The sequence below is a fragment of the Leucobacter sp. Psy1 genome, assembly GCF_020096995.1.
Taxonomy (GTDB): Bacteria; Actinomycetota; Actinomycetes; order Actinomycetales; family Microbacteriaceae; genus Leucobacter.
Genome location: NZ_CP083692.1, coordinates 580,188 through 598,907 on the forward strand (window position 1 = coordinate 580,188; position 18,720 = coordinate 598,907).

An 18,720-nucleotide genomic window follows, 5' to 3' on the forward strand; every position below is an offset into this window, starting at 1 on the left:
CATGAGTGCGACTCACGTGGAGCGCCCCTGGCACTCCTGGCCGCTCGTCAAGCAGGTGCGGCAGAGCGTCGGCCTGCAGCGCGGCATGCTCATCGCGGGTCTCAGTCTCCTCGGGCTGTTCCTGATCATCGCGATCTTCGCACCGCTGCTCGCTCCGTACGGGTACTCGACCCTGAACGACCCGGATGGCGACTTCGGTTCGCTCAGCGCACCGTCCGCAGCGCACCCGTTCGGCACGACGATCGCCGGCTACGACGTGCTCTCGCGGGTGATCTGGGGGTCGCGCACGGCATTCTTCGTGATCGTGATCGCGGTGGTGTGCTCGATCTTCGCCGGCACACTGCTCGGCCTCGTCTCGGGCTTCCTCGGCGGCTGGCTCGATCGGGTGCTCGTCATGCTGGCGGACGCGATCTACGCGTTCCCGTCGCTGCTGCTCGCGATCGTGATGTCGATCGTGATCTCGGGCGGGCAGTCGAGCCTGTGGGGCGGCATCTTGGCCGCGTCGATCTCGATCACGGTCGTCTTCATCCCGCAGTACTTCCGGGTGGTCCGCTCCGAGGTCATCCGGGTGAAGGCCGAAGCGTTCGTCGAGTCCGCGCGGGTGATCGGCGCGAGTCGGGGCCGCATCATGTTCCGCCACATCCTGCGGAACTCGACCCGTTCGCTGCCCCTCGTGTTCACGCTGAACGCGTCCGAGGCGATCCTCACCCTCGCGGGTCTCGGCTTCCTCGGATTCGGCATCGAGCCGAACTCGGCCGCCGAGTGGGGGTACGACCTCAACAAGGCGATCGCCGACGTCTCGAACGGCGTGTGGTGGACGAGCCTTTGGCCCGGCCTCGCGATCGTGCTGGTCGTGATGGGGCTCACGCTCACGGGCGAGAGCCTCAACGACCTCGCCGACCCCCGGTTGCGCAGCCGTCGGCGCGCGAAGCGGGGGAGCGGGAGCGTCACCCAGACGTCGATGGTGCCGGTGCAGGTGAGCGGCACTGCGTCGCAGGAGGAGGATCCCCGATGAACCACGTGCTCGACATTCGAGATCTCGAGGTCACGTTCTCGACGGACCACGGCCCGATCACCGCCGTCGACGGAGTTTCCCTGACAGTGGAGCCCGGGCGGGTACTTGCGGTCGTGGGCGAGTCTGGCTCAGGCAAGTCGGTGACGGCTCGTGCCGTGCTCGGCCTCCTCGCCGAGACCGCGACGGCTTCGGGCGCCGTGGTGCTCGCGGCGCGGGACGGGTCGGGTGCGAGCGACGTCACGGCGCTCTCGCCCGAACGCCTGCGCGCTGTGCGCGGGCGCGATGTCGCGATGGTCTTCCAGGAGCCGTCGACGGCGCTGAACCCGGTCTTCACCATCGGGTGGCAGATCGCCGAGGGCCTCCGCGCGCACGAGAAGCTCTCGCGCAAGCAAGCGAGAACTCGTGCGATCGACATTCTGCGCAAGGTCGGGATCCCCGACCCGGAGTCGCGCGTCGACTCGTATCCGCATCAGCTCTCCGGCGGACAGAAGCAGCGCGTTGTCATCGCCATGGCGCTCGCGCTCGGCCCAGGCCTCATCGTGGCCGACGAGCCGACGACGGCGCTGGATGTCACGGTGCAGGCGGAGATCCTCGACCTCCTCCGCGATCTGCGTGACGAGTTCGGCACCGCGATCCTGCTCATCACGCACAACATGGGCGTCGTCGCTGATCTCGCCGATGATGTCGCGGTGATGTACCAGGGGAAGGTCGTCGAACAGGCGCCGGTCGCCGAACTCTTCGCGCACCCCAAGGAGGCGTACACCCGGAACCTGCTCGCCGCCGTCCCGAAACTGGGGGAGCGACGCGTCCAGGCGGTGGACCGCGCCGAGAAACGCGCGAGTGAGGTGCAGCGCGCCCCGCTCGTGGTCGCCCGCGGACTCGAGATCCAGTACCCGGGGCGCTTCGGCAAGCCCGGGTTCCGGGCGGTCAACGGGGTGGACTTCGAGATCGGCGCCGGCGAGGTCTTCGGCCTCGTCGGCGAATCGGGATCGGGCAAGTCCACCATCGGGCGAGCCATCGCCGGCCTGACGCCCGTGACCGGGGGATCGCTCGAGGTGCTCGGGCACGAGATGCTCGGCTACCGCGAGCGCGACTTCCGTGCGACGCGGCGCGACATCGGCTTCGTCTTCCAGGATCCGGCGTCGAGCTTCAACCCGCTGCTCACCATCGCCGAGTGCGTCGCCGAACCGCTCGTCGTGCAGGGTCTGGCGAAGGACCCCAGCGCCGCGCGGCAGCGCGTGGACGAGCTCCTCGAAGCGGTGCAGCTGCCCCGGAGCTACGGGGACCGCTACCCGCACGAGCTTTCGGGAGGGCAGCGCCAGCGCGCGAGCCTCGCGCGCGGCCTGATCCTCGACCCGAAGCTGCTCATCGCCGACGAGCCGACGAGCGCGCTCGACGTCTCGGTGCAGGCGCGGGTCCTCGACCTGTTCGTCGAGCTGCAGGCCGAGCTCGGGTTCTCGTCGCTGTTCATCACCCACGACCTCGCGGTCGTAGACGCGTTGGCTGACCGTCTCGGGGTGCTCTACCGTGGCGAGCTCGTCGAGACGGGCACGTGCGCAGAGGTGCTCGGCAATCCCCGCGAGGCCTATACTCAGAGGCTGCTGGCATCGCTGCCGGTGCCCGATCCGCGGGAGCAGGCGGAGCGGCGGAGGCTGAGAGCCTGACAGTCGAGAGATGATAACACGCCAGTGTTTCGTCGCCACATGCCCTATATGGTCCGCACAAAACCTGTCCGACAACCGGGCAGGTTAATGGAGGAAGTCACGGAAATGGAGGATGGTTGAAATCGATGCCTTTTCGCGACCGAATCCGGGCAAACTCGCGATTAGGGTAGTGGGCGGTACACCCGAGTACCGCGGCCGGCTGGCACTGTAGCTTCGCGGAATGGTCGCGGTGCGCAACAATACAAAGGAGTTCTGACGTGGCGCGTTCACGCATGGCAATGGGAATGCTGTCTCTGGCAGCGGCTGGCGCACTGGTGCTGACCAGCTGCTCCGGCGGCGGAGGAGGGGAGTCCGACGCGGGCTCCACCCCCGAGGGTCGCATCTCGGTCAACAACACCGAACCGCAGAAGGGACTCATCCCCGCGGACACGACCGAGGTCGGCGGCGGCAAGGTGGTCGACGCGCTCTGGGAGGGCCTCGTCTACTACGACGCCGAGGGAGCGACGCAGATGGGCGTCGCCGAGTCGATCGAAGCCGGCGACGACGGCGTCTGGACCGTGAAGCTCCGCGAAGACGCGGTGTTCTCGGACGGCACCCCCGTGCAGGCGCACAACTTCGTCGACGCGTGGAACTACGCGGCGAACGTCGACAACGCACTCGGCAACCAGTACTTCTTCTCCCCGATCAAGGGCTTCAGCGAGACTGAGCCCGTCGAGGAGATGGAGGGTCTCAAGGTTGTCGACGACTACACCTTCACCGTCGACGCGACCCCCGACTTCCCCGACCGTCTCGGCTACTCGGCGTACTACCCGCTGCCCGACGTCGCGTTCGACGACATGGAGGCGTTCGGCCAGAACCCGATCGGCAACGGCCTCTACGCGTTCGACGGCGACGACGCCTGGAAGCACGACGTCGAGATCAACCTCGTCGCGAACGACAGCTACGTCGGTCCGCGCGAGGTCGCGAACGAGGGCGTCCACTTCAAGATCTACGCCTCGCTCGACGCGGCGTACGTCGATCTGCAGGCCGGCAACCTCGACGTGCTCGACCAGATTCCGGACACCTCCTTCTCGGTCTTCGAAGAGGAACTCGGCGATCGCGCCATCAACCAGGCCGGCGCGCTGAACACGACGCTCACGATCTCCAGCAACCTCCCGCACTTCGGCGAGGACGAGGAGGGCAAGCTCCGCCGCGCCGCCCTCTCGATGGCGACCGACCGCGAGGAGATCATCGACACGATCTTCGAGGGCACCAACATTGCGGCGACCGAGTTCTCCTCGCCCGTCGTCGACGGCTACAAGGATGACCTCGAGGGCAGCGAGAAGCTCCAGTTCAACCCTGAGGAGGCGAAGAAGCTCTGGGCCGAGGCCGACGAGATCTCGCCGTTCGAGGGCACCATCGAGGTCGCGACGAACACGGACGGCCCCCACCTCGTGTGGGTCGAGGCCGTGGCGAACCAGTGGATCAACACGCTCGGCGTCGAGGCGGCTCCGAAGCCGTACCCCACCTTCCAGGCGTTCCTGGACGACCGTGAGGCCGACACCGTCGGCGGTCCGTTCCGCGCCGGATGGCAGGCCGACTACCCGGGCATGTACAACTTCATGCAGCCGCTGTACTACACGGACGCCAGCTCGAACCACGGGTTCTACTCGAACGAGGAGTTCGACAACCTGCTGAACGAGGCAGTGAACTCCGAGGATCACGACCAGATGATCACGAAGCTGCACGAGGCCCAGGAGATCCTCCTCGAGGATCTCCCGTCGATCCCGCTCTGGTACCAGGGCACCACGGGCGGCTTCAGCGAGCGCGTCGACAACGTCGCGTTCGGCTGGAACTCCGTGCCGATCTTCAACGAGATCAGCGTCACCGAATAACCAGACCGCGTGCAGCTCCGGCGTCTTCTCGTCGCTGGGGCTGCACGCGTGTTGATCCTCAGGAATACACACCCCATGCACACACGAGCCGACCGCCGGGGAGTCACCGTCTCATGCTGAGATACATCATCCTCCGCGTCCTCCAGGTGGTGCCCGTTCTCCTCGGCACCACGTTCCTCATCTACTTCATGGTCTTCGCCATGCCGGGCGACCCCGTCGCCGCGATGTTCGGCGACAAGGTGCCGAGCGAGGCCGTGCTCGAGCGGCTGCGCGAGCAGTACAACCTCGACAAGCCGTTCTTCGTGCAGTATCTGCTGTATCTCAAGGGCATCTTCGTCGGCGACTTCGGCATCAGCTTCTCCGGTGAGCCGGTCTCGCAGATCCTGGCGCGCACCTTCCCCATCACGATTCGGCTCGCCCTCATGGCGATCGCCATCGAGCTCGTGATCGCGATCATCGTCGGCCTGTTCTCGGGTCTGCGCAAGGGTTCGTTCTTCGACAACATCAACCTCATCATCGCGCTCATCCTGCTGAGCCTCCCGATCTTCGTCGCCGCGTTCGTCGGCCAGTACGTGTTCGGGTTGCAGCTCGGCTGGTTCAGTCCGACGGTCGGCGGCTCGGCTCCGACGAAGGACCTGATACTGCCGGCGTTGGTGCTGGGCGTGAGCCTCTACGCGACGAGCATGCGTCTGACCCGCTCGTCCGTCATCGACACGCTCAACCAGGACTTCGTGCGCACCGCGTACGCCAAGGGCCTGTCGCGCGGCCGCGTGATCCCGGTCCACGTGCTGCGCAACTCCCTGATCCCGACCATCACCAATACGGCCACCGACTTCGGCACGCTCATGGTCGGCGCGACCGTGACCGAGGGCATCTTCAACGTGCCGGGCGTCGGCAACGTGCTCTTCAACGCCATCCTGCGCGGCGAGAACGCGACCGTCGTCTCATTCGTCACCGTGATGGTGCTCATCTACCTCGGCGTGAACCTGCTCATCGACTTGCTCTACGCCGTGCTCGACCCGAGGATCCGTTATGCCTGAATCCCAGAACCGCTCCTCGCGCCCGCCCATGGAGCACTTCGTCGCCCCGGTCGACGAGACGCCGGTCGCCGCAGTCGACGCCGTGCGGATCGACGAGAAGAAGTCGAATCTCTGGCTCGACGCCTGGCGCGACATGCGCCGGCGTCCCATGTTCTGGATCGCGTCGCTGATCATCCTCGTGGTGCTCGCGGTCTCGCTGCTCCCGAACCTGTTCACCCAGATCGACCCGCGCTCCTGCTCGCTCGCGTTCTCGAACGCCGGGCCCGCGACGGGTCACCCGCTCGGGTTCAACCAGCAGGGGTGCGACGTGTACTCCCGCATCATCCACGGCACCTCGACCTCGGTCTCGGTCGGCTTCCTGGTGATCGTGCTCACGTTCCTGGTCGGCGGCATCATGGGATCGCTGGCCGGCTACTTCGGAGGGTTCGTCGACACGGTCCTGTCGCGGCTCGGCGACATCTTCTTCTCGGTGCCGTACATTCTCGCCGGCATCATCGTGATGAGCGTGCTGGCCGACTACCGCAACCCGCTCGTCATCGCGCTCGCGATCGGCGGATTCTCCTGGCCGATCTCGGCGCGCATCCTGCGCAGCGAGGTGCTGCGGGTCAAGAACGCCGACTTCGTGACGGCGGCTGAGGCGCTCGGCGTCTCGCGGTTCAAGACGCTCATGCGGCACGTGGTCCCGAACGCGATCGCGCCGCTCATCGTGGTGACGACGCTCTCCCTCGCCTCCGCGATCGTCGCCGAGGCGGTGCTCTCGTTCCTCGGCGTCGGCCTGCCCCCCGGCGAGTTCATCAGCTGGGGAAACGACATCAGCAATGCGCAGCTCTCGCTTCGCACGCATCCCGCGCCCCTCATCTACCCGTCGATGGCGCTCACCATCACCGTCCTCGGGTTCATCCTGATGGGCGAGGTCATCCGTGACGCGCTCGACCCGAGGGCGAGGGCGCAGCGATGATGAACGAATCACGACAGACGGAAGCATCCGATATGGAACCGATCCTCAGCGTGCGCGATCTCAAGGTCGCGTTCTCCCGCCACAAGCAGGTCAACGAGGTGCTCCACGGCGTGAACTTCGACGTCTACCCCGGTGAGACGGTCGCGATCGTCGGCGAGTCGGGGTCGGGCAAGTCGACGACCATGCACGCCGTCATCGACCTGCTCCCTGGCACAGGTCGCGTCACCGAGGGATCGGTGATGTGGCGGGGCCGCGAGCTCGTGGGGTCGACCCGTCGCGACATGGAGACGCTGCGGGGGCGCGAGATCGGCCTGGTCCCGCAGGATCCGATGTCGAACCTCAACCCGGTGTGGTCGATCGGCTTCCAGGTCGAGGAGGCGATCCGCGCGAACGGTCTCGCGAAGAGTCGCAAGGACGTCAAGGCGCGCGCTATCGAGGTGCTGCAGCAGGCGGGCCTGCAGGACGCCGAGAAGCGGATGCGGCAGTACCCGCACCAGTTCTCGGGCGGCATGAAGCAGCGCGCGCTCATCGGCATCGGTCTCGCCGCGAACCCGCAGCTGCTCATCGCCGATGAGCCGACGTCGGCACTCGACGTGACGGTGCAGCGCGTGGTGCTCGATCACCTGCAGTCGCTGGCCTCGGAGCGCGGAACCGCTGTGGTCTTCATCACCCACGATCTCGGCCTCGCTGCCGAGCGCGCGGAGAAGCTCATCGTGATGTACCGCGGCAACGTCGTCGAGTCGGGTCCGAGCCGCGAGATCCTGCAGGATCCGCAGCACCCCTACACCAAGCGCCTCGTGTCGGCCGTGCCGAGCCTCGCGTCCCGTCGCCTGGGGTCTGATCCTGACATGGCCCCCGCCCCGACAGAGTCGTTCAACGTGGCCGCGCTCGCCGAGTCCGAGCTCAAGGACCGCAAGATCGGTGCGCCACTCATCGAGGTCCGCGACCTCACGAAGGTGTACAAGCTGCGGAAGGGGAACTTCGGTCACGAAGACCTGACGGCGGTGAACCGCGCCTCCTTCACCATCAACCGTGGCGAGACCATGGCGCTGGTGGGCGAGAGCGGCTCGGGCAAGTCGACGATCGCGAAGATGGTGCTGCAGCTCGAGCAGCCGACCTCGGGGTCGATCACGATCGACGGCGCCGACACGACCCGGTTGGGCGCGAAGCAGCTGTTCGACCTGCGGCGCAAGCTGCAGCCCGTCTTCCAGGATCCGTACGGTTCGCTCGACCCGCTGCGCAACATCGGCAACACCATCATGGAGCCGCTGAACGTGCACAAGGTCGGGGACAGCGCGTCGCGTCGCGCCCGCGTGCTCGAACTGCTCGATCAGGTCTCGCTGCCTCGCGAACTCGCGTCCCGCTACCCGAACGAGCTCTCTGGCGGTCAGCGGCAGCGCGTCGCCGTCGCCCGCGGTCTCGCGCTGAAGCCCGAGATCCTCGTCCTCGACGAGGCCGTCTCGGCCCTCGACGTGCTCGTGCAGGCGCAGGTGCTCGAGCTCCTCGCCGAACTGCAGCGCGATCTCGGGCTCACCTACCTGTTCATCACTCACGACCTCGCCGTCGTGCGGCTCATCGCCGACCGGGTCTGCGTGATGCGGAGCGGTGAGATCATCGAGCAGGCCACCACCGACGAGGTGTTCGAGAACCCTCGCGAGGAGTACACCCAGAATCTGCTCGCCGCGATCCCGGGCGCAAGCCTCCACATCGGGGCGTAAATGCGCCGATCTTGAAGGGCCGACGTGCGCATCCGTTAGAATTGCACGTCGGCCTTTCTTGTGCGATGCCCAGCCTCGCACCTTCGGCACTCCACGCCGCCGACACCACGCTGATTTCGTTAGGAACCACCTTTATGGCTCTCGCCACTCGCGAAGACCTCCGCAATGTCGCCATCGTCGCCCACGTCGACCACGGGAAGACGACCCTCGTCGACGCCATGCTCAAGCAGACGAACTCGTTCGACGCGCACACCGAGGTCGATGACCGCGTGATGGACTCCAACGATCTCGAGCGCGAGAAGGGCATCACCATTCTCGCGAAGAACACCGCGATCACGTACGAGGGTGCCCACGCGCAGAACGGCCCCATCGTCATCAACGTGATCGACACCCCCGGCCACGCCGACTTCGGCGGTGAGGTCGAGCGCGGCCTCTCGATGGTCGACGGCGTGGTGCTGCTCGTCGATGCGTCGGAGGGCCCGCTCCCGCAGACCCGCTTCGTGCTGCGCAAGGCGCTCGAGGCGAAGCTTCCCGTGATTCTCGCGGTCAACAAGACCGACCGCCCCGATGCCCGCATCGAAGAGGTCGAGGGCGAAGCGCAGGATCTGCTGCTCGGTCTCGCCTCCGACCTCAGCGAGGAGCACCCCGACATCGACGTCGACGCCGTGCTCGACGTGCCGACGGTCTACCTCTCCGGCCGTGCCGGTGCTGCGTCGCACACCCGCCCGGGTGACGGCGAACTGCCGGACAACGACAATCTCGAGCCCCTCTTCGAGACGATCCTGCAGCAGGTGCCCGCACCCACCTACGATGACGAGCACCCGCTGCAGGCGCACGTGACGAACCTGGACTCGTCGCCGTTCCTCGGCCGTATCGCGCTGCTCCGCGTGCACAACGGCTGGATCAAGAAGGGCGAGACCGTCGCCTGGGTGAAGCAGGACCAGAGCGTGCAGAACGTCCGCATCACCGAGCTCATGCTCACCAAGGCGCTGACCCGCTACCCCGCCGAGAAGGCGGGCCCCGGCGATATCGTCGCGATCGCCGGTATCGAAGACATCACCATCGGTGAGACGATCGCGGACGCCGAGGATGTGCGGGCGATGCCGACGATCACGGTCGACGAGCCCGCCATCTCGATGACGATCGGCGCGAACACCTCGCCGCTCGTCGGCAAGGTCAAGGGGCACAAGCTCACCGCCCGCATGATCAAGGATCGTCTCGACCGCGAGCTCATCGGTAACGTGTCGCTCCGCGTGCTCGACACCGGGCGCCCCGACGCGTGGGAGGTGCAGGGCCGCGGCGAGCTCGCGCTCGCGATCCTCGTCGAGAACATGCGCCGCGAGGGCTTCGAGCTGACGGTCGGTAAGCCGCAGGTGGTGACGCGGGAGGTCAACGGCAAGGTGCACGAGCCGTACGAGCACCTCACCGTCGACACCCCCGAGGAGCACCTCGGCGCGATCACGCAGCTGCTCGCCGCCCGCAAGGGCCGCATGGAGAACATGACGAACAACGGCACCGGCTGGGTGCGCATGGAGTTCATCGTGCCGTCGCGCGGTCTGATCGGGTTCCGCTCGGAGTTCATGACCATCACCCGCGGCACCGGCATCGCGAACGCCATCTCGCACGGCTACGCCGAGTGGGCCGGAACGATCACCACCCGCAACAACGGCTCCATCGTGGCCGACCGCGCCGGTGTGGTGACCCCGTTCTCGCTCATCAACCTGCAGGAGCGCATGTCGTTCTTCGTGCAGCCCACGCAGGAGGTGTACGAGGGCATGGTCATCGGCGAGAACTCGCGCTCCGAGGACATGGATGTGAACATCACCAAGGAGAAGAAGCTCACGAACATGCGCTCGGCCAACGCCGACACGTTCGAGTCGATGACTCCGCCGCGGCAGCTCACGCTCGAGGAGTGCCTCGAGTTCGCCCGCGAGGATGAGTGCGTCGAGGTCACCCCCGAGCACGTGCGGATCCGCAAGGTCGAGCTCGCCGCCACCGCTCGCGCGCGCAGCGCCTCCCGCCTCAAGAACCAGAAGTAGGCCGAACGAGTGCATCACCCGGTCGCCGCTAGACTGGCCGGGTGATGCGACACTTCCTCCGCGACGACGATCTCAGCCCTGACGAGCAGCGGGAGGTCCTCGACCTCGCCGCGCGGCTCAAGCGCGAGCCGTTCGCCGAGCGTCCGCTCGAGGGGCCTCGATCGGTCGCCGTGTTCTTCGACAAGACGTCGACCCGTACCCGCTTCAGCTTCGCCGCTGGCATCGCCGAGCTCGGCGGCAACGCGATCATCGTGAATCCAGGCGAAGCGCAGCTCGGCGTGAAGGAGTCGGTCGCCGACACCTCCCGCGTCCTCTCGCGCATGGTCGACATGGTCGTCTGGCGCACCTTCGCCCACTCCGGGCTCGAGGAGATGGCCGCCCACGCGACGGTGCCGGTCATCAACTCGCTCTCGGACGATTTCCATCCCTGCCAGATTCTCGCCGACCTGCAGACTATCCGGGAGCGCAAGGGCGATCTCGCCGGTCTCACCGCCGCATACGTCGGTGACGCGGCCAACAACATGGGTCATTCCTACCTCCTCGGCTTCGCGACGGCCGGCATGCACATTCGCGTGGCAGGGCCCGACGGCTATCACCCGCGGCCCGATATCGTCCGCGATGCCGAGCGCATCGCCGCCGAGACCGGAGGCAGCGTGACGGTCACGACCGACGTGGAAGCCGCTGTCGCCGGGGCCGACGCGGTCATCACCGACACGTGGGTCTCGATGGGTCAGGAGGACGAGAAGGCGGCGCGGGTGCAGACATTCGGTTCGTACCGCGTGACATCAGAACTCATGGCCCGCGCGGCGGACGACGCCATCTTCCTGCACTGCCTGCCCGCGTACCGCGAGTTCGAGGTCGCGCCAGAGGTGATCGACGGTCCGCAGAGCGTCGTCTGGGACGAAGCGGAGAACCGCGTCCACGCCCAGAAGGGGCTGATGGCCTGGCTGCTCGCCCGCGCCTGAAACGTTCCTTCGCCCATCGACAGTTTCAGAATTTCAGATCCTCAGATTTCAGTTAGAGAGACTCCCGCATGACTTCCGAGAGCCAGAATCCCGAATCAGGTAATCGCGCCGCAGAGGCCGGTGCGCTCTGGGGCGGTCGCTTCGCGAGCGGCCCCTCGCCCGCGCTCGCCGCGCTCAGCAAGTCGACCGACTTCGATTGGATCCTCGCCCCCTACGACATCCGCGGGTCGAAGGCGCACGCCACGGCCCTCGCCGCCGCCGGGTACCTGAGCGAGGAAGAGCTGCGCGACATGCGCACGGCCCTCGACGAGCTCGCCGCACGCGTTGCCGACGGTCGCTTCGTCGCCGCCGAGAGCGATGAGGATGTGCACTCGGCGCTCGAGCGGGGGCTCATCGAGATCACCGGTGTGCAGCTCGGGGGCAAGCTCCGTGCCGGTCGCAGCCGGAATGATCAGATCGCGACGCTCGTGCGGCTCTACCTCCTCGACCACTCGCGGGTCATTGCCGACCAGCTAACGGATCTCGCGGAAGCGATCTTCGAGCAGGCATCCGCGCATCCCGATGCGATCCTGCCCGGCCGCACCCACCTGCAGCACGCGCAGCCGGTGCTGCTCGCGCACCAGCTCGGCGCTCACGCCTGGCCGATCATCCGCGACCTCGAGCGTCTGCGGGACTGGGCGCGGCGTGCGAGCGCATCGCCCTACGGCGGGGGCGCGCTCGCCGGGAGTTCGCTCGGGCTCGACCCGCGCCTCGTCGCTGACGAGCTCGGCCTGGGGGAGCCGCTCGAGAACTCCATCGACGGCACCGCCGCTCGCGACGTCGTTGCGGAGTTCGCCTTCGTGTGCGCGCAGATCGGCATCGACCTCTCGCGCTTCGCGGAGGAGATCATCATCTGGAACACGAAGGAGTTCGGCTTCGTGAAGCTGCACGACGGCTTCTCCACCGGTTCTTCGATCATGCCGCAGAAGAAGAACCCGGACATCGCCGAACTCGCACGCGGCAAGTCGGGGCGTCTCATCGGCAACCTCACCGGCCTGCTCGCCACGCTCAAGGCGCTGCCGCTCGCGTACAACCGAGACCTGCAGGAGGACAAGGAGCCGGTCTTCGACTCCGTCGACCAGCTCGAGATCCTGCTCCCGGCGTTCACGGGCATGGTGGCGACGATGAGCTTCGACACGGAGCGCATGGCCGAACTCGCGCCGCAGGGATTCTCGCTCGCCACCGACGTCGCCGAGTGGCTCGTCAAGCAGGGGGTGATCTTCCGCGATGCCCACGAGATCTCGGGTGAGCTGGTGCGGTACTGCGAGGAGCACGGTATCGAGCTCGACCAGCCGACCGACGAAGAGCTGCTGTCTGTCTCTGAGCACCTCACCTCCGGTGTACGCGAGGTGCTCACGATCGAGGGGTCGGTGAACTCGCGACTCGGCGCCGGGGGCACCGCCCGGGAACGCGTCGACGAGCAGCTCGCCCGCTTGGCCGAGCGGATCGCGGAGTTCCGGGCGTAGGACCGTCTCCCGGTGGTGGCGCAGCGGCCGAAGGGGGCCTGGAAGCTCGTTCTCGCGTTCGGGTTCTTCGGAGTCATCTTCGCGGGCCTTCTGGCCGGTGTGCTGGTGGGAGCCATCCCGCTCGCATCCGGGGGTGGCGTGATCATGCTGCTCGCCGGAGGGTTCGTGGTCGCGAGCGGCGGGCTGCTGCCGGTCGTCCGTCGGGGCAGAGCCGGTGCCTCCGGGCCGAACCCAGGCATGTGGGTGTTCTTCTTCGCCGGTATCGCGCTGTGGTGCGCGGCACCGATCGCGGGAGCGATGAGTGATGCCGGGTGGGTCGGCGCGGTCGGCGGAGCTGGGCGGCGTCTGCCGATGTGGATGCTCGCCACGCTGACGTGGGGTACTGCTGCGCTCATGCTCTGGGGGTTCGTGCGTCAGCGCCGCTGTCGATCACGCGACAGGTGAGCGCCGGCGCACCTCAGAAGGGGTGGTCGTCGTCGTCGGGAGCGGTAAACCTGACGCGATGAGGTCTGCGTCGAGCTCCGCCCGGCGGTTTCTCTGCCCCTGGTCGGGGAGGGCTGTACGCGGTGCGTGAGGTGGGATAGTCCCGGATGATGCTGCCGAGCGGTGTGGTCCACTCGACCTCCCCGTTGGACATGAGGCGCATGCACATGCCCGCGTGGTGCTTGTTGACGTGGTGCCGTCTGCAGAGCACCGTCAGGTTGGCGGTCGAGGTCTCCCCGCCGCTTGCCGCATCGACGGTGTGATCGAGGTCGGCCCGATGCGCGGGGATGGTGCAGCCGGGTGCGCGGCAGTGCTGGTCGCGGGCGATGACGTGACGGATGATCGCCCGGGACGGCCGGTATCGGTCGACGGCGAGCACCTGCCCGGTCTCGGGGTGGCAGCTGATGCGGTCCCAGCCGGCCTGCAACCCGGCGAGGAGGCGCGCAGTCTCGGGGTGGATGGGTCCGTACCCGGCGAGCGTCGCGGCTCCGTGCAACCCCGCTACTCGCAGGTCCGGGTGAGCATCGGCCCGAGTGCCGCCTGCCTGGTCGGAAAGGAGGGTGAGCACCGGAACGGTGACCTGGACGCGTGCTCGGATGCTTGTGAGATCGATGTCGCCGGTGTCGTTCGTGGGTGCACCGTTCAGGAGGAGATCGGTGGCGAGGTCGGCGCGGATCTGCGCGAGTGCCCGCACCGTGGGCAGGCTGTCGGGGTCCGCATCGGTATCGGCGGCGGCCCGATGCCGCGCCGCGCGTTCGGCGTCCTGAACGACGAGGGCCTGCTGCGAGAGGCGGTCGTCGATCGCGTAGGCGCAGGAGGCATCCATGAGCACCCGGTACTCGGCGACGCCGTCGTCGAGAGCCGTGACCGAAGTGCTGCGGTGCGCGAGGGCGTCGGTGTGCCGTGCGGTCTGGTCGATACAGGCGTACTTGTGAGCAAGGATCCTCGCGAGGTGCCAGGTGCGGCCGACCGTCTCGCGAGCGGCGATTTCGAGGATCTCCTCGGTGTAGGCGACGCGTGCGGCCGTGTCAGCGATGATCGTGCCGTGGTGGCAGATCGCCCGCGCGTGTCCGCCGCAGACGCGGGCATCGGCGAGCGCAGCGTGAACGGCGGGGTAGTCGGTGGTGAGTTCGGTCGCATGGCCGAGGAGCGCCGCCGCGGAGCGGTCGGAGGTGGCGAGGGCTCGCCCCGCCTCGATCGCGGCGGCCCGGTGGGGCATGGCGGTGCTGCGACTGTCGGCGGTGAATCGCTCGGATTCCGCTGTCGCGATCTCGGTGATCTCGGCGAGCACCGCCTGCCGCTGGGCTTCGACTTCTCGAGCCTTGCGTTCAATGGCTGCGAGATGCGCCACCGCGTCGCGCAGCCGAGCCCGGTGGGGGCTTGCGGTGTCGAAGGGGGTGGCTTCCATGACCTCATTCTGCCGTGGACCACTGACATTCCGACGCATGTTGTTTCGCGAGTATCGAGGGTACATCCGCGCAGAAGAACGCGGGGGTGAGAACGCGATACACTCACTGCGTGTCTGTAACGAGTGAACGCGCAGAGATCCTGGCATCCCAGCGGAACGACGAGAGCTTCGCAACGCTGTGGGACGAGCTCGAGTGGCGTGGACTGATCCACGTGTCCACCGATCAGGGGGCGCTCGCCGAAGCGCTCGAGGGCGAGCCGTTCGCGTATTACTGCGGCTTCGATCCGACGGCGGCGAGTCTACATCTCGGTCACCTCGTGCAGCTCCTCCTCATGCGCCGTCTCCAGCTGAAGGGCCACCACCCGATCGGCCTGGTCGGCGGGTCGACCGGGCTCATCGGGGATCCGCGGCCGACAGCCGAGCGGACCCTGAACTCGCCCGAGGTGGTGGGGGAGTGGGTGCAGGCGCTCGGCGAGCAGGTCTCGCGCTACCTCGACTTCGACGGGGAGAACGGCGCGAAGCTGGTCAACAACCTCGACTGGACCGCGCCGATGAGTGCCATCGACTTCCTCCGCGAGATCGGCAAGCACTTCCGCGTGGGCACGATGATCAAGAAGGAGATCGTCGCGACGCGGCTGAACTCGGACGAGGGGATCAGCTACACCGAGTTCAGCTACCAGATCCTCCAGGGCCTCGACTACCTCGAGCTCTTCCGCCAGCACGGCTGCCGGCTGCAGTCGGGGGGCAGCGACCAGTGGGGCAACCTGACAAGCGGCACCGAGCTCATCCGGAAGGTCGAGGGCGAGCACGTCCACGCCATCGGCACGCCGCTCATCACCAACGCCGATGGCACGAAGTTCGGCAAGAGCGAGGGCAACGCCATCTGGTTGAACCCAGACATGTGCTCGCCGTACGCGTTCTACCAGTTCTGGCTCAATCAGGCGGACGCCGACGTGATCGATCGTCTGAAGGTCTTCACCTTCCTCTCCCGCGACGAGATCGCGGAGTACGCCGACCAGGTCGCACGCGAGCCGTTCAAGCGCGCCGCGCAGAAGCGGCTCGCGGTCGAGGTGACGACGCTCGTGCACGGCGCGGCAGCGGCGCAGGGGGCGATCGATGCATCCGGCGCGCTGTTCGGTCGTGGCGAGCTCGCGTCTCTCGACGAGGCATCGCTCGCGGGTGCTGTGGAGGAGCTGCCGAGGGCCGTGGGCGCGGTCGGCGCGCCGATCACGCAGCTGCTCGTCGATGCCGAACTCGTGTCGAGCCTCGGCGAAGCGCGTCGTGCGCTGGTGCAGGGCGGGGTGTACCTGAACAACGTCCAGATCGACGATCAGGATCGCGCCCTCGCCGCGGATGACCTGCTGCACGGCCGATTCGCCGTGCTCCGCCGGGGCAAGAAGACCCTCGCCGGCGTCGTCGCCGAGGCATAGTCGCACGGTACGGGTCGTACGTCGGACGTGAACCAGCGAGACGCGCACCCGCGCGAACTGCAGCGGCGGACGACGGAGTACTGGTCGACGTGGGCTCCCGAGTACGAAGCCCACCAGGCCGCACGGTCGAGCATGGCGGGTGAGCGAGAGGCGTGGGAGCGCGTGTGGGCCCCGTGCCTTCCGCCCGCCCCCGCTCGGGTGCTCGATGCCGGCACCGGCAGCGGGCACGTGGCTCGCCTGCTCGCCGACCTCGGGTATGACGTCGTGGGGATCGACCTCGCACCCGGAATGCTCGCCGAAGCGCGTCGCGCATCGCACGGTGCCGAGCGCGCTCCCGTCTTCGAGCTGGCCGACGCATCGGATCCGCCGTTCGCGGAGGGGAGCTTCGATGCGATCACGGCGCGCTACGTCCTCTGGACGCTGCCGCATCCCGAGCTGGTGCTCGGGCGGTGGCGCAGGCTCCTGCGGCCGGGAGGGACGCTCACTGTGGTCGATGGCACCTGGTTTCCGGGCGGGAACGTGTCGGAAGATGGCGATGACACCGTGACCGAACGTTCGGCGCACTTCGCGCGGGCATACGACGCATCGGACTCCGCGTTGCCGTTGCTCGGGGCGACGCACATCGACGAGTTCGCAGCGGCGATCAGTGCTGCGGGGTTCAGCGAGGTGCGGACGGAAGAGCTACCGGAAGTCGTCGAGCTCGACCGACGCCACGGTGTTCCGCCCGGCCACGAAGTGCAGATGAAGTACCGGATTTCGGCGCGGAAGCCCGGCGGGGTGGCTCACTCGGAAGCGCGCTGAGCCTCCGACGTCGCGGACAGCGGGGCGAACGCGAGCTGCATCCGCCCATCGAAGTCGAGGCGGCGCGTGCCGATGCCGTATACCCGCTCGATCAGATCGGGTCGGAGAACGACGTCGGGCGTGCCCGCTTCGACGACTCGTCCCCGGTCGAGCAGCACGAGTTCGTCGCAGTAGGCGGCAGCGAGGTTCAGGTCGTGCAGCACGACCACCGTCGTCTGCTCCAGTGACTTGACCAGTGCGAGCACCTCGTGCTGGTACTTGATATCGAGGTGGTTCGTGGGTTCATCGAGCAGGAGGTGATCGGTCTGCTGCGCGAGGGCGCGCGCGATGAGCACGCGCTGCCGCTCACCTCCGGAGAGTTCCCCCAGGGATCGGCGGGCGAGCTCGACGGCGCCGACGCGCTCGAGCGCGGCGAGTGCCACGGCGTGGTCCTCGGAGTTCGAGCGCGCGAAGGCGGCGAGTCGCGCCGTGCGGCCGAGGAGGACGGTTTCGGCGACGGTGGCGGCGGGGTGGGTCTCTGATTCCTGGACCACCACCGCGACCTGCTCGGCAATGCGTCGAGGCGACATCCTGGTGAGCGGGGTGCCCCCTTTCGACCCGCGTTCCGATGCTGGTTCGGGCGCGTCGGGGAGCAGACGCACCTCGCCCGAGCTTGGGCTGAGCGAGCCGTGCAGCATCCGCAGGAGCGTCGTCTTTCCGCTGCCGTTCGGTCCGATGATGCCGAGTACGCGTCCCGAGAGAGTGCTCAGGGTCACCTCGTCGACGACCGCCCGTGTGCCGTAACGGTAGCTGACCGTCGTTGCGGAGATCACGGCGCGAACCGTTCGATGATCCGTTCCAGACCATCGACCGCCAGAGGTGTGGCCGGCTCGGTGAAGTGCAGCAGCTGGACCATGACGTCGTCGTTCCGGACGGCGGTCAGGTCTCCGGCGCCCGGCAGTCGCCTGAGAGCTTCGGCAACCGGCTCGGGCTCGCCGCTCGAGTGCAGGAGGATGAGGACGTCGGGGTCGCGCTCGAGCAATTCCTCCGCGCCGACCTCGAACACGCGTGCCGAGACGTCGTCGAAGACGTTGGAGAACCCTGCGGTCTCGAGTTGCGCGTGGGCCATTGAACCGGTGCCGTAGGCGTACGTCGTGCCGCCTCCGACGGTGGGGTAGAGCACGGCGGCGGTGCGGGGCGACGCGTCCCCCGCGTCGGCGGCGCGCTCGGTGGCGGCTTTCACCCGCTCGCGCAGCTCGGAGTTCGCGCGCTCGGCGGCGTCCTCCCGATCGAATATCGCACCGTAGGTGTCCAGTTGCGCGTACACGCTCGAGAAGTCGGGAGAGGGCTCGGCCCCGCTGGCGCACAGGGCGGGTTCCTCGATCAGGGGAACGCCCGACCGGTCGAGCGCTGCGCGCGGAGCGCTCTCCACCTCGCCGGTGACGAGATCGGGTTGCTGGGCCAGAATCGCCTCCTGCGAGATCTGCAGGTGCCCGGTCCCGTCGAGTTCGCCGCCGATCCGTTCGATGCGATCGAGTTCGGTGATGGTCGCATCATCGAAGTAGGCGTCGGGGAAGTCGCCCGCTCGAGCGACCGCCCGATCCAGCACGTCGATGTCATGGAGCGCGGGCACCGAAGCGGGTTTGAGAATGACGATTCGCTCCGGAGCCTGCTCGAACGTCACCTCGGTGCCGCAGTTCTCGACGGTCACTGGGAAGTCCGACCCGGCCTCGCTGCTTCCCGAATCAGCGGAGGGCGGGGCTGCGCTGCATCCGGCGGTCGCCGCGAGTCCCGCGAGCAGTGCGCAGGCGGTCAGTGCGAGTCGGGCGGTGGTCATTCGA

The 18,720-nt window shown here is 67.6% G+C and carries 15 protein-coding genes; 12 read left to right on the plus strand and 3 right to left on the minus strand.

All coding sequences use genetic code 11. The features are described from left to right. The first annotated feature begins 1 nt into the window (after nt 1). The 10 genes from K8P10_RS02690 to K8P10_RS02735 all read left to right on the plus strand — a co-directional run bounded on the left by K8P10_RS02690 (nt 2) and on the right by K8P10_RS02735 (nt 13,222). Nucleotides 2-1,015: an ABC transporter permease gene (locus tag K8P10_RS02690; RefSeq protein ID WP_224780264.1), complete on the plus strand. Its 1,014-nt coding sequence runs from the start codon at nt 2-4 to the stop codon at nt 1,013-1,015. Beyond that, nucleotides 1,012-2,679 (plus strand): ABC transporter ATP-binding protein, encoded by a 1,668-nt coding sequence (locus tag K8P10_RS02695; protein ID WP_224780265.1) that lies wholly within the window; start codon nt 1,012-1,014, stop codon nt 2,677-2,679. Before K8P10_RS02690 ends, K8P10_RS02695 begins: the two co-directional genes overlap by 4 nt. Before the next feature lie 257 nt (nt 2,680-2,936). After that, nucleotides 2,937-4,553, plus strand: a complete 1,617-nt coding sequence (locus K8P10_RS02700) for an ABC transporter substrate-binding protein (RefSeq protein ID WP_224780266.1) — start codon at nt 2,937-2,939, stop codon at nt 4,551-4,553. Between the two features lie 113 nt (nt 4,554-4,666). Beyond that, nucleotides 4,667-5,593: an ABC transporter permease gene (locus K8P10_RS02705; protein WP_224780267.1), complete on the plus strand. Its 927-nt coding sequence runs from the start codon at nt 4,667-4,669 to the stop codon at nt 5,591-5,593. Then, a complete protein-coding gene (locus K8P10_RS02710) occupies nt 5,586-6,551 on the plus strand; it encodes an ABC transporter permease (RefSeq protein WP_224780268.1) in 966 nt (321 codons plus the stop codon). The genes K8P10_RS02705 and K8P10_RS02710 overlap by 8 nt, the downstream gene beginning before the upstream one ends. Then, the gene (locus K8P10_RS02715; RefSeq protein WP_224780269.1) at nt 6,551-8,269 is read left to right on the plus strand and encodes an ABC transporter ATP-binding protein; all 1,719 of its coding nucleotides are present in this window, start codon (nt 6,551-6,553) and stop codon (nt 8,267-8,269) included. The genes K8P10_RS02710 and K8P10_RS02715 overlap by 1 nt, the downstream gene beginning before the upstream one ends. Nucleotides 8,270-8,403: 134 nt before the next feature. After that, complete coding sequence (gene typA, locus K8P10_RS02720; RefSeq protein WP_224780270.1) at nt 8,404-10,308, plus strand: translational GTPase TypA; 1,905 nt, start codon at nt 8,404-8,406, stop codon at nt 10,306-10,308. A 41-nt stretch (nt 10,309-10,349) separates the two neighbouring features. Continuing rightward, entirely contained in the window at nt 10,350-11,273 is a 924-nt protein-coding gene (gene argF, locus K8P10_RS02725) for an ornithine carbamoyltransferase (protein WP_224780271.1), read from the plus strand. A gap of 68 nt (nt 11,274-11,341) precedes the next feature. Further along, a complete protein-coding gene (argH, locus tag K8P10_RS02730) occupies nt 11,342-12,778 on the plus strand; it encodes an argininosuccinate lyase (RefSeq protein ID WP_224780272.1) in 1,437 nt (478 codons plus the stop codon). A gap of 12 nt (nt 12,779-12,790) precedes the next feature. After that, nucleotides 12,791-13,222, plus strand: coding sequence for a hypothetical protein (locus K8P10_RS02735; protein ID WP_224780273.1), 432 nt, complete (start codon nt 12,791-12,793; stop codon nt 13,220-13,222). 13 nt (nt 13,223-13,235) lie between these two features. Here the strand turns inward: K8P10_RS02735 and K8P10_RS02740 are convergent, their stop codons facing one another. Then, nucleotides 13,236-14,669, minus strand: coding sequence for an HNH endonuclease signature motif containing protein (locus K8P10_RS02740; protein WP_224780274.1), 1,434 nt, complete (start codon nt 14,667-14,669; stop codon nt 13,236-13,238). Between the two features lie 110 nt (nt 14,670-14,779). Between K8P10_RS02740 and tyrS the strand changes: the two genes are divergently transcribed. Continuing rightward, nucleotides 14,780-16,099, plus strand: coding sequence for a tyrosine--tRNA ligase (tyrS, locus tag K8P10_RS02745; protein ID WP_224780275.1), 1,320 nt, complete (start codon nt 14,780-14,782; stop codon nt 16,097-16,099). A gap of 27 nt (nt 16,100-16,126) precedes the next feature. Further along, entirely contained in the window at nt 16,127-16,900 is a 774-nt protein-coding gene (locus tag K8P10_RS02750) for a class I SAM-dependent methyltransferase (protein ID WP_224780276.1), read from the plus strand. Here the strand turns inward: K8P10_RS02750 and K8P10_RS02755 are convergent. Then, nucleotides 16,882-17,712 (minus strand): ABC transporter ATP-binding protein, encoded by an 831-nt coding sequence (locus tag K8P10_RS02755; protein WP_224780277.1) that lies wholly within the window; start codon nt 17,710-17,712, stop codon nt 16,882-16,884. The genes K8P10_RS02750 and K8P10_RS02755 overlap by 19 nt on opposite strands. Beyond that, nucleotides 17,709-18,716: an ABC transporter substrate-binding protein gene (locus tag K8P10_RS02760; protein WP_224780278.1), complete on the minus strand. Its 1,008-nt coding sequence runs from the start codon at nt 18,714-18,716 to the stop codon at nt 17,709-17,711. The genes K8P10_RS02755 and K8P10_RS02760 overlap by 4 nt, the downstream gene beginning before the upstream one ends. Nucleotides 18,717-18,720: the final 4 nt, after the last annotated feature.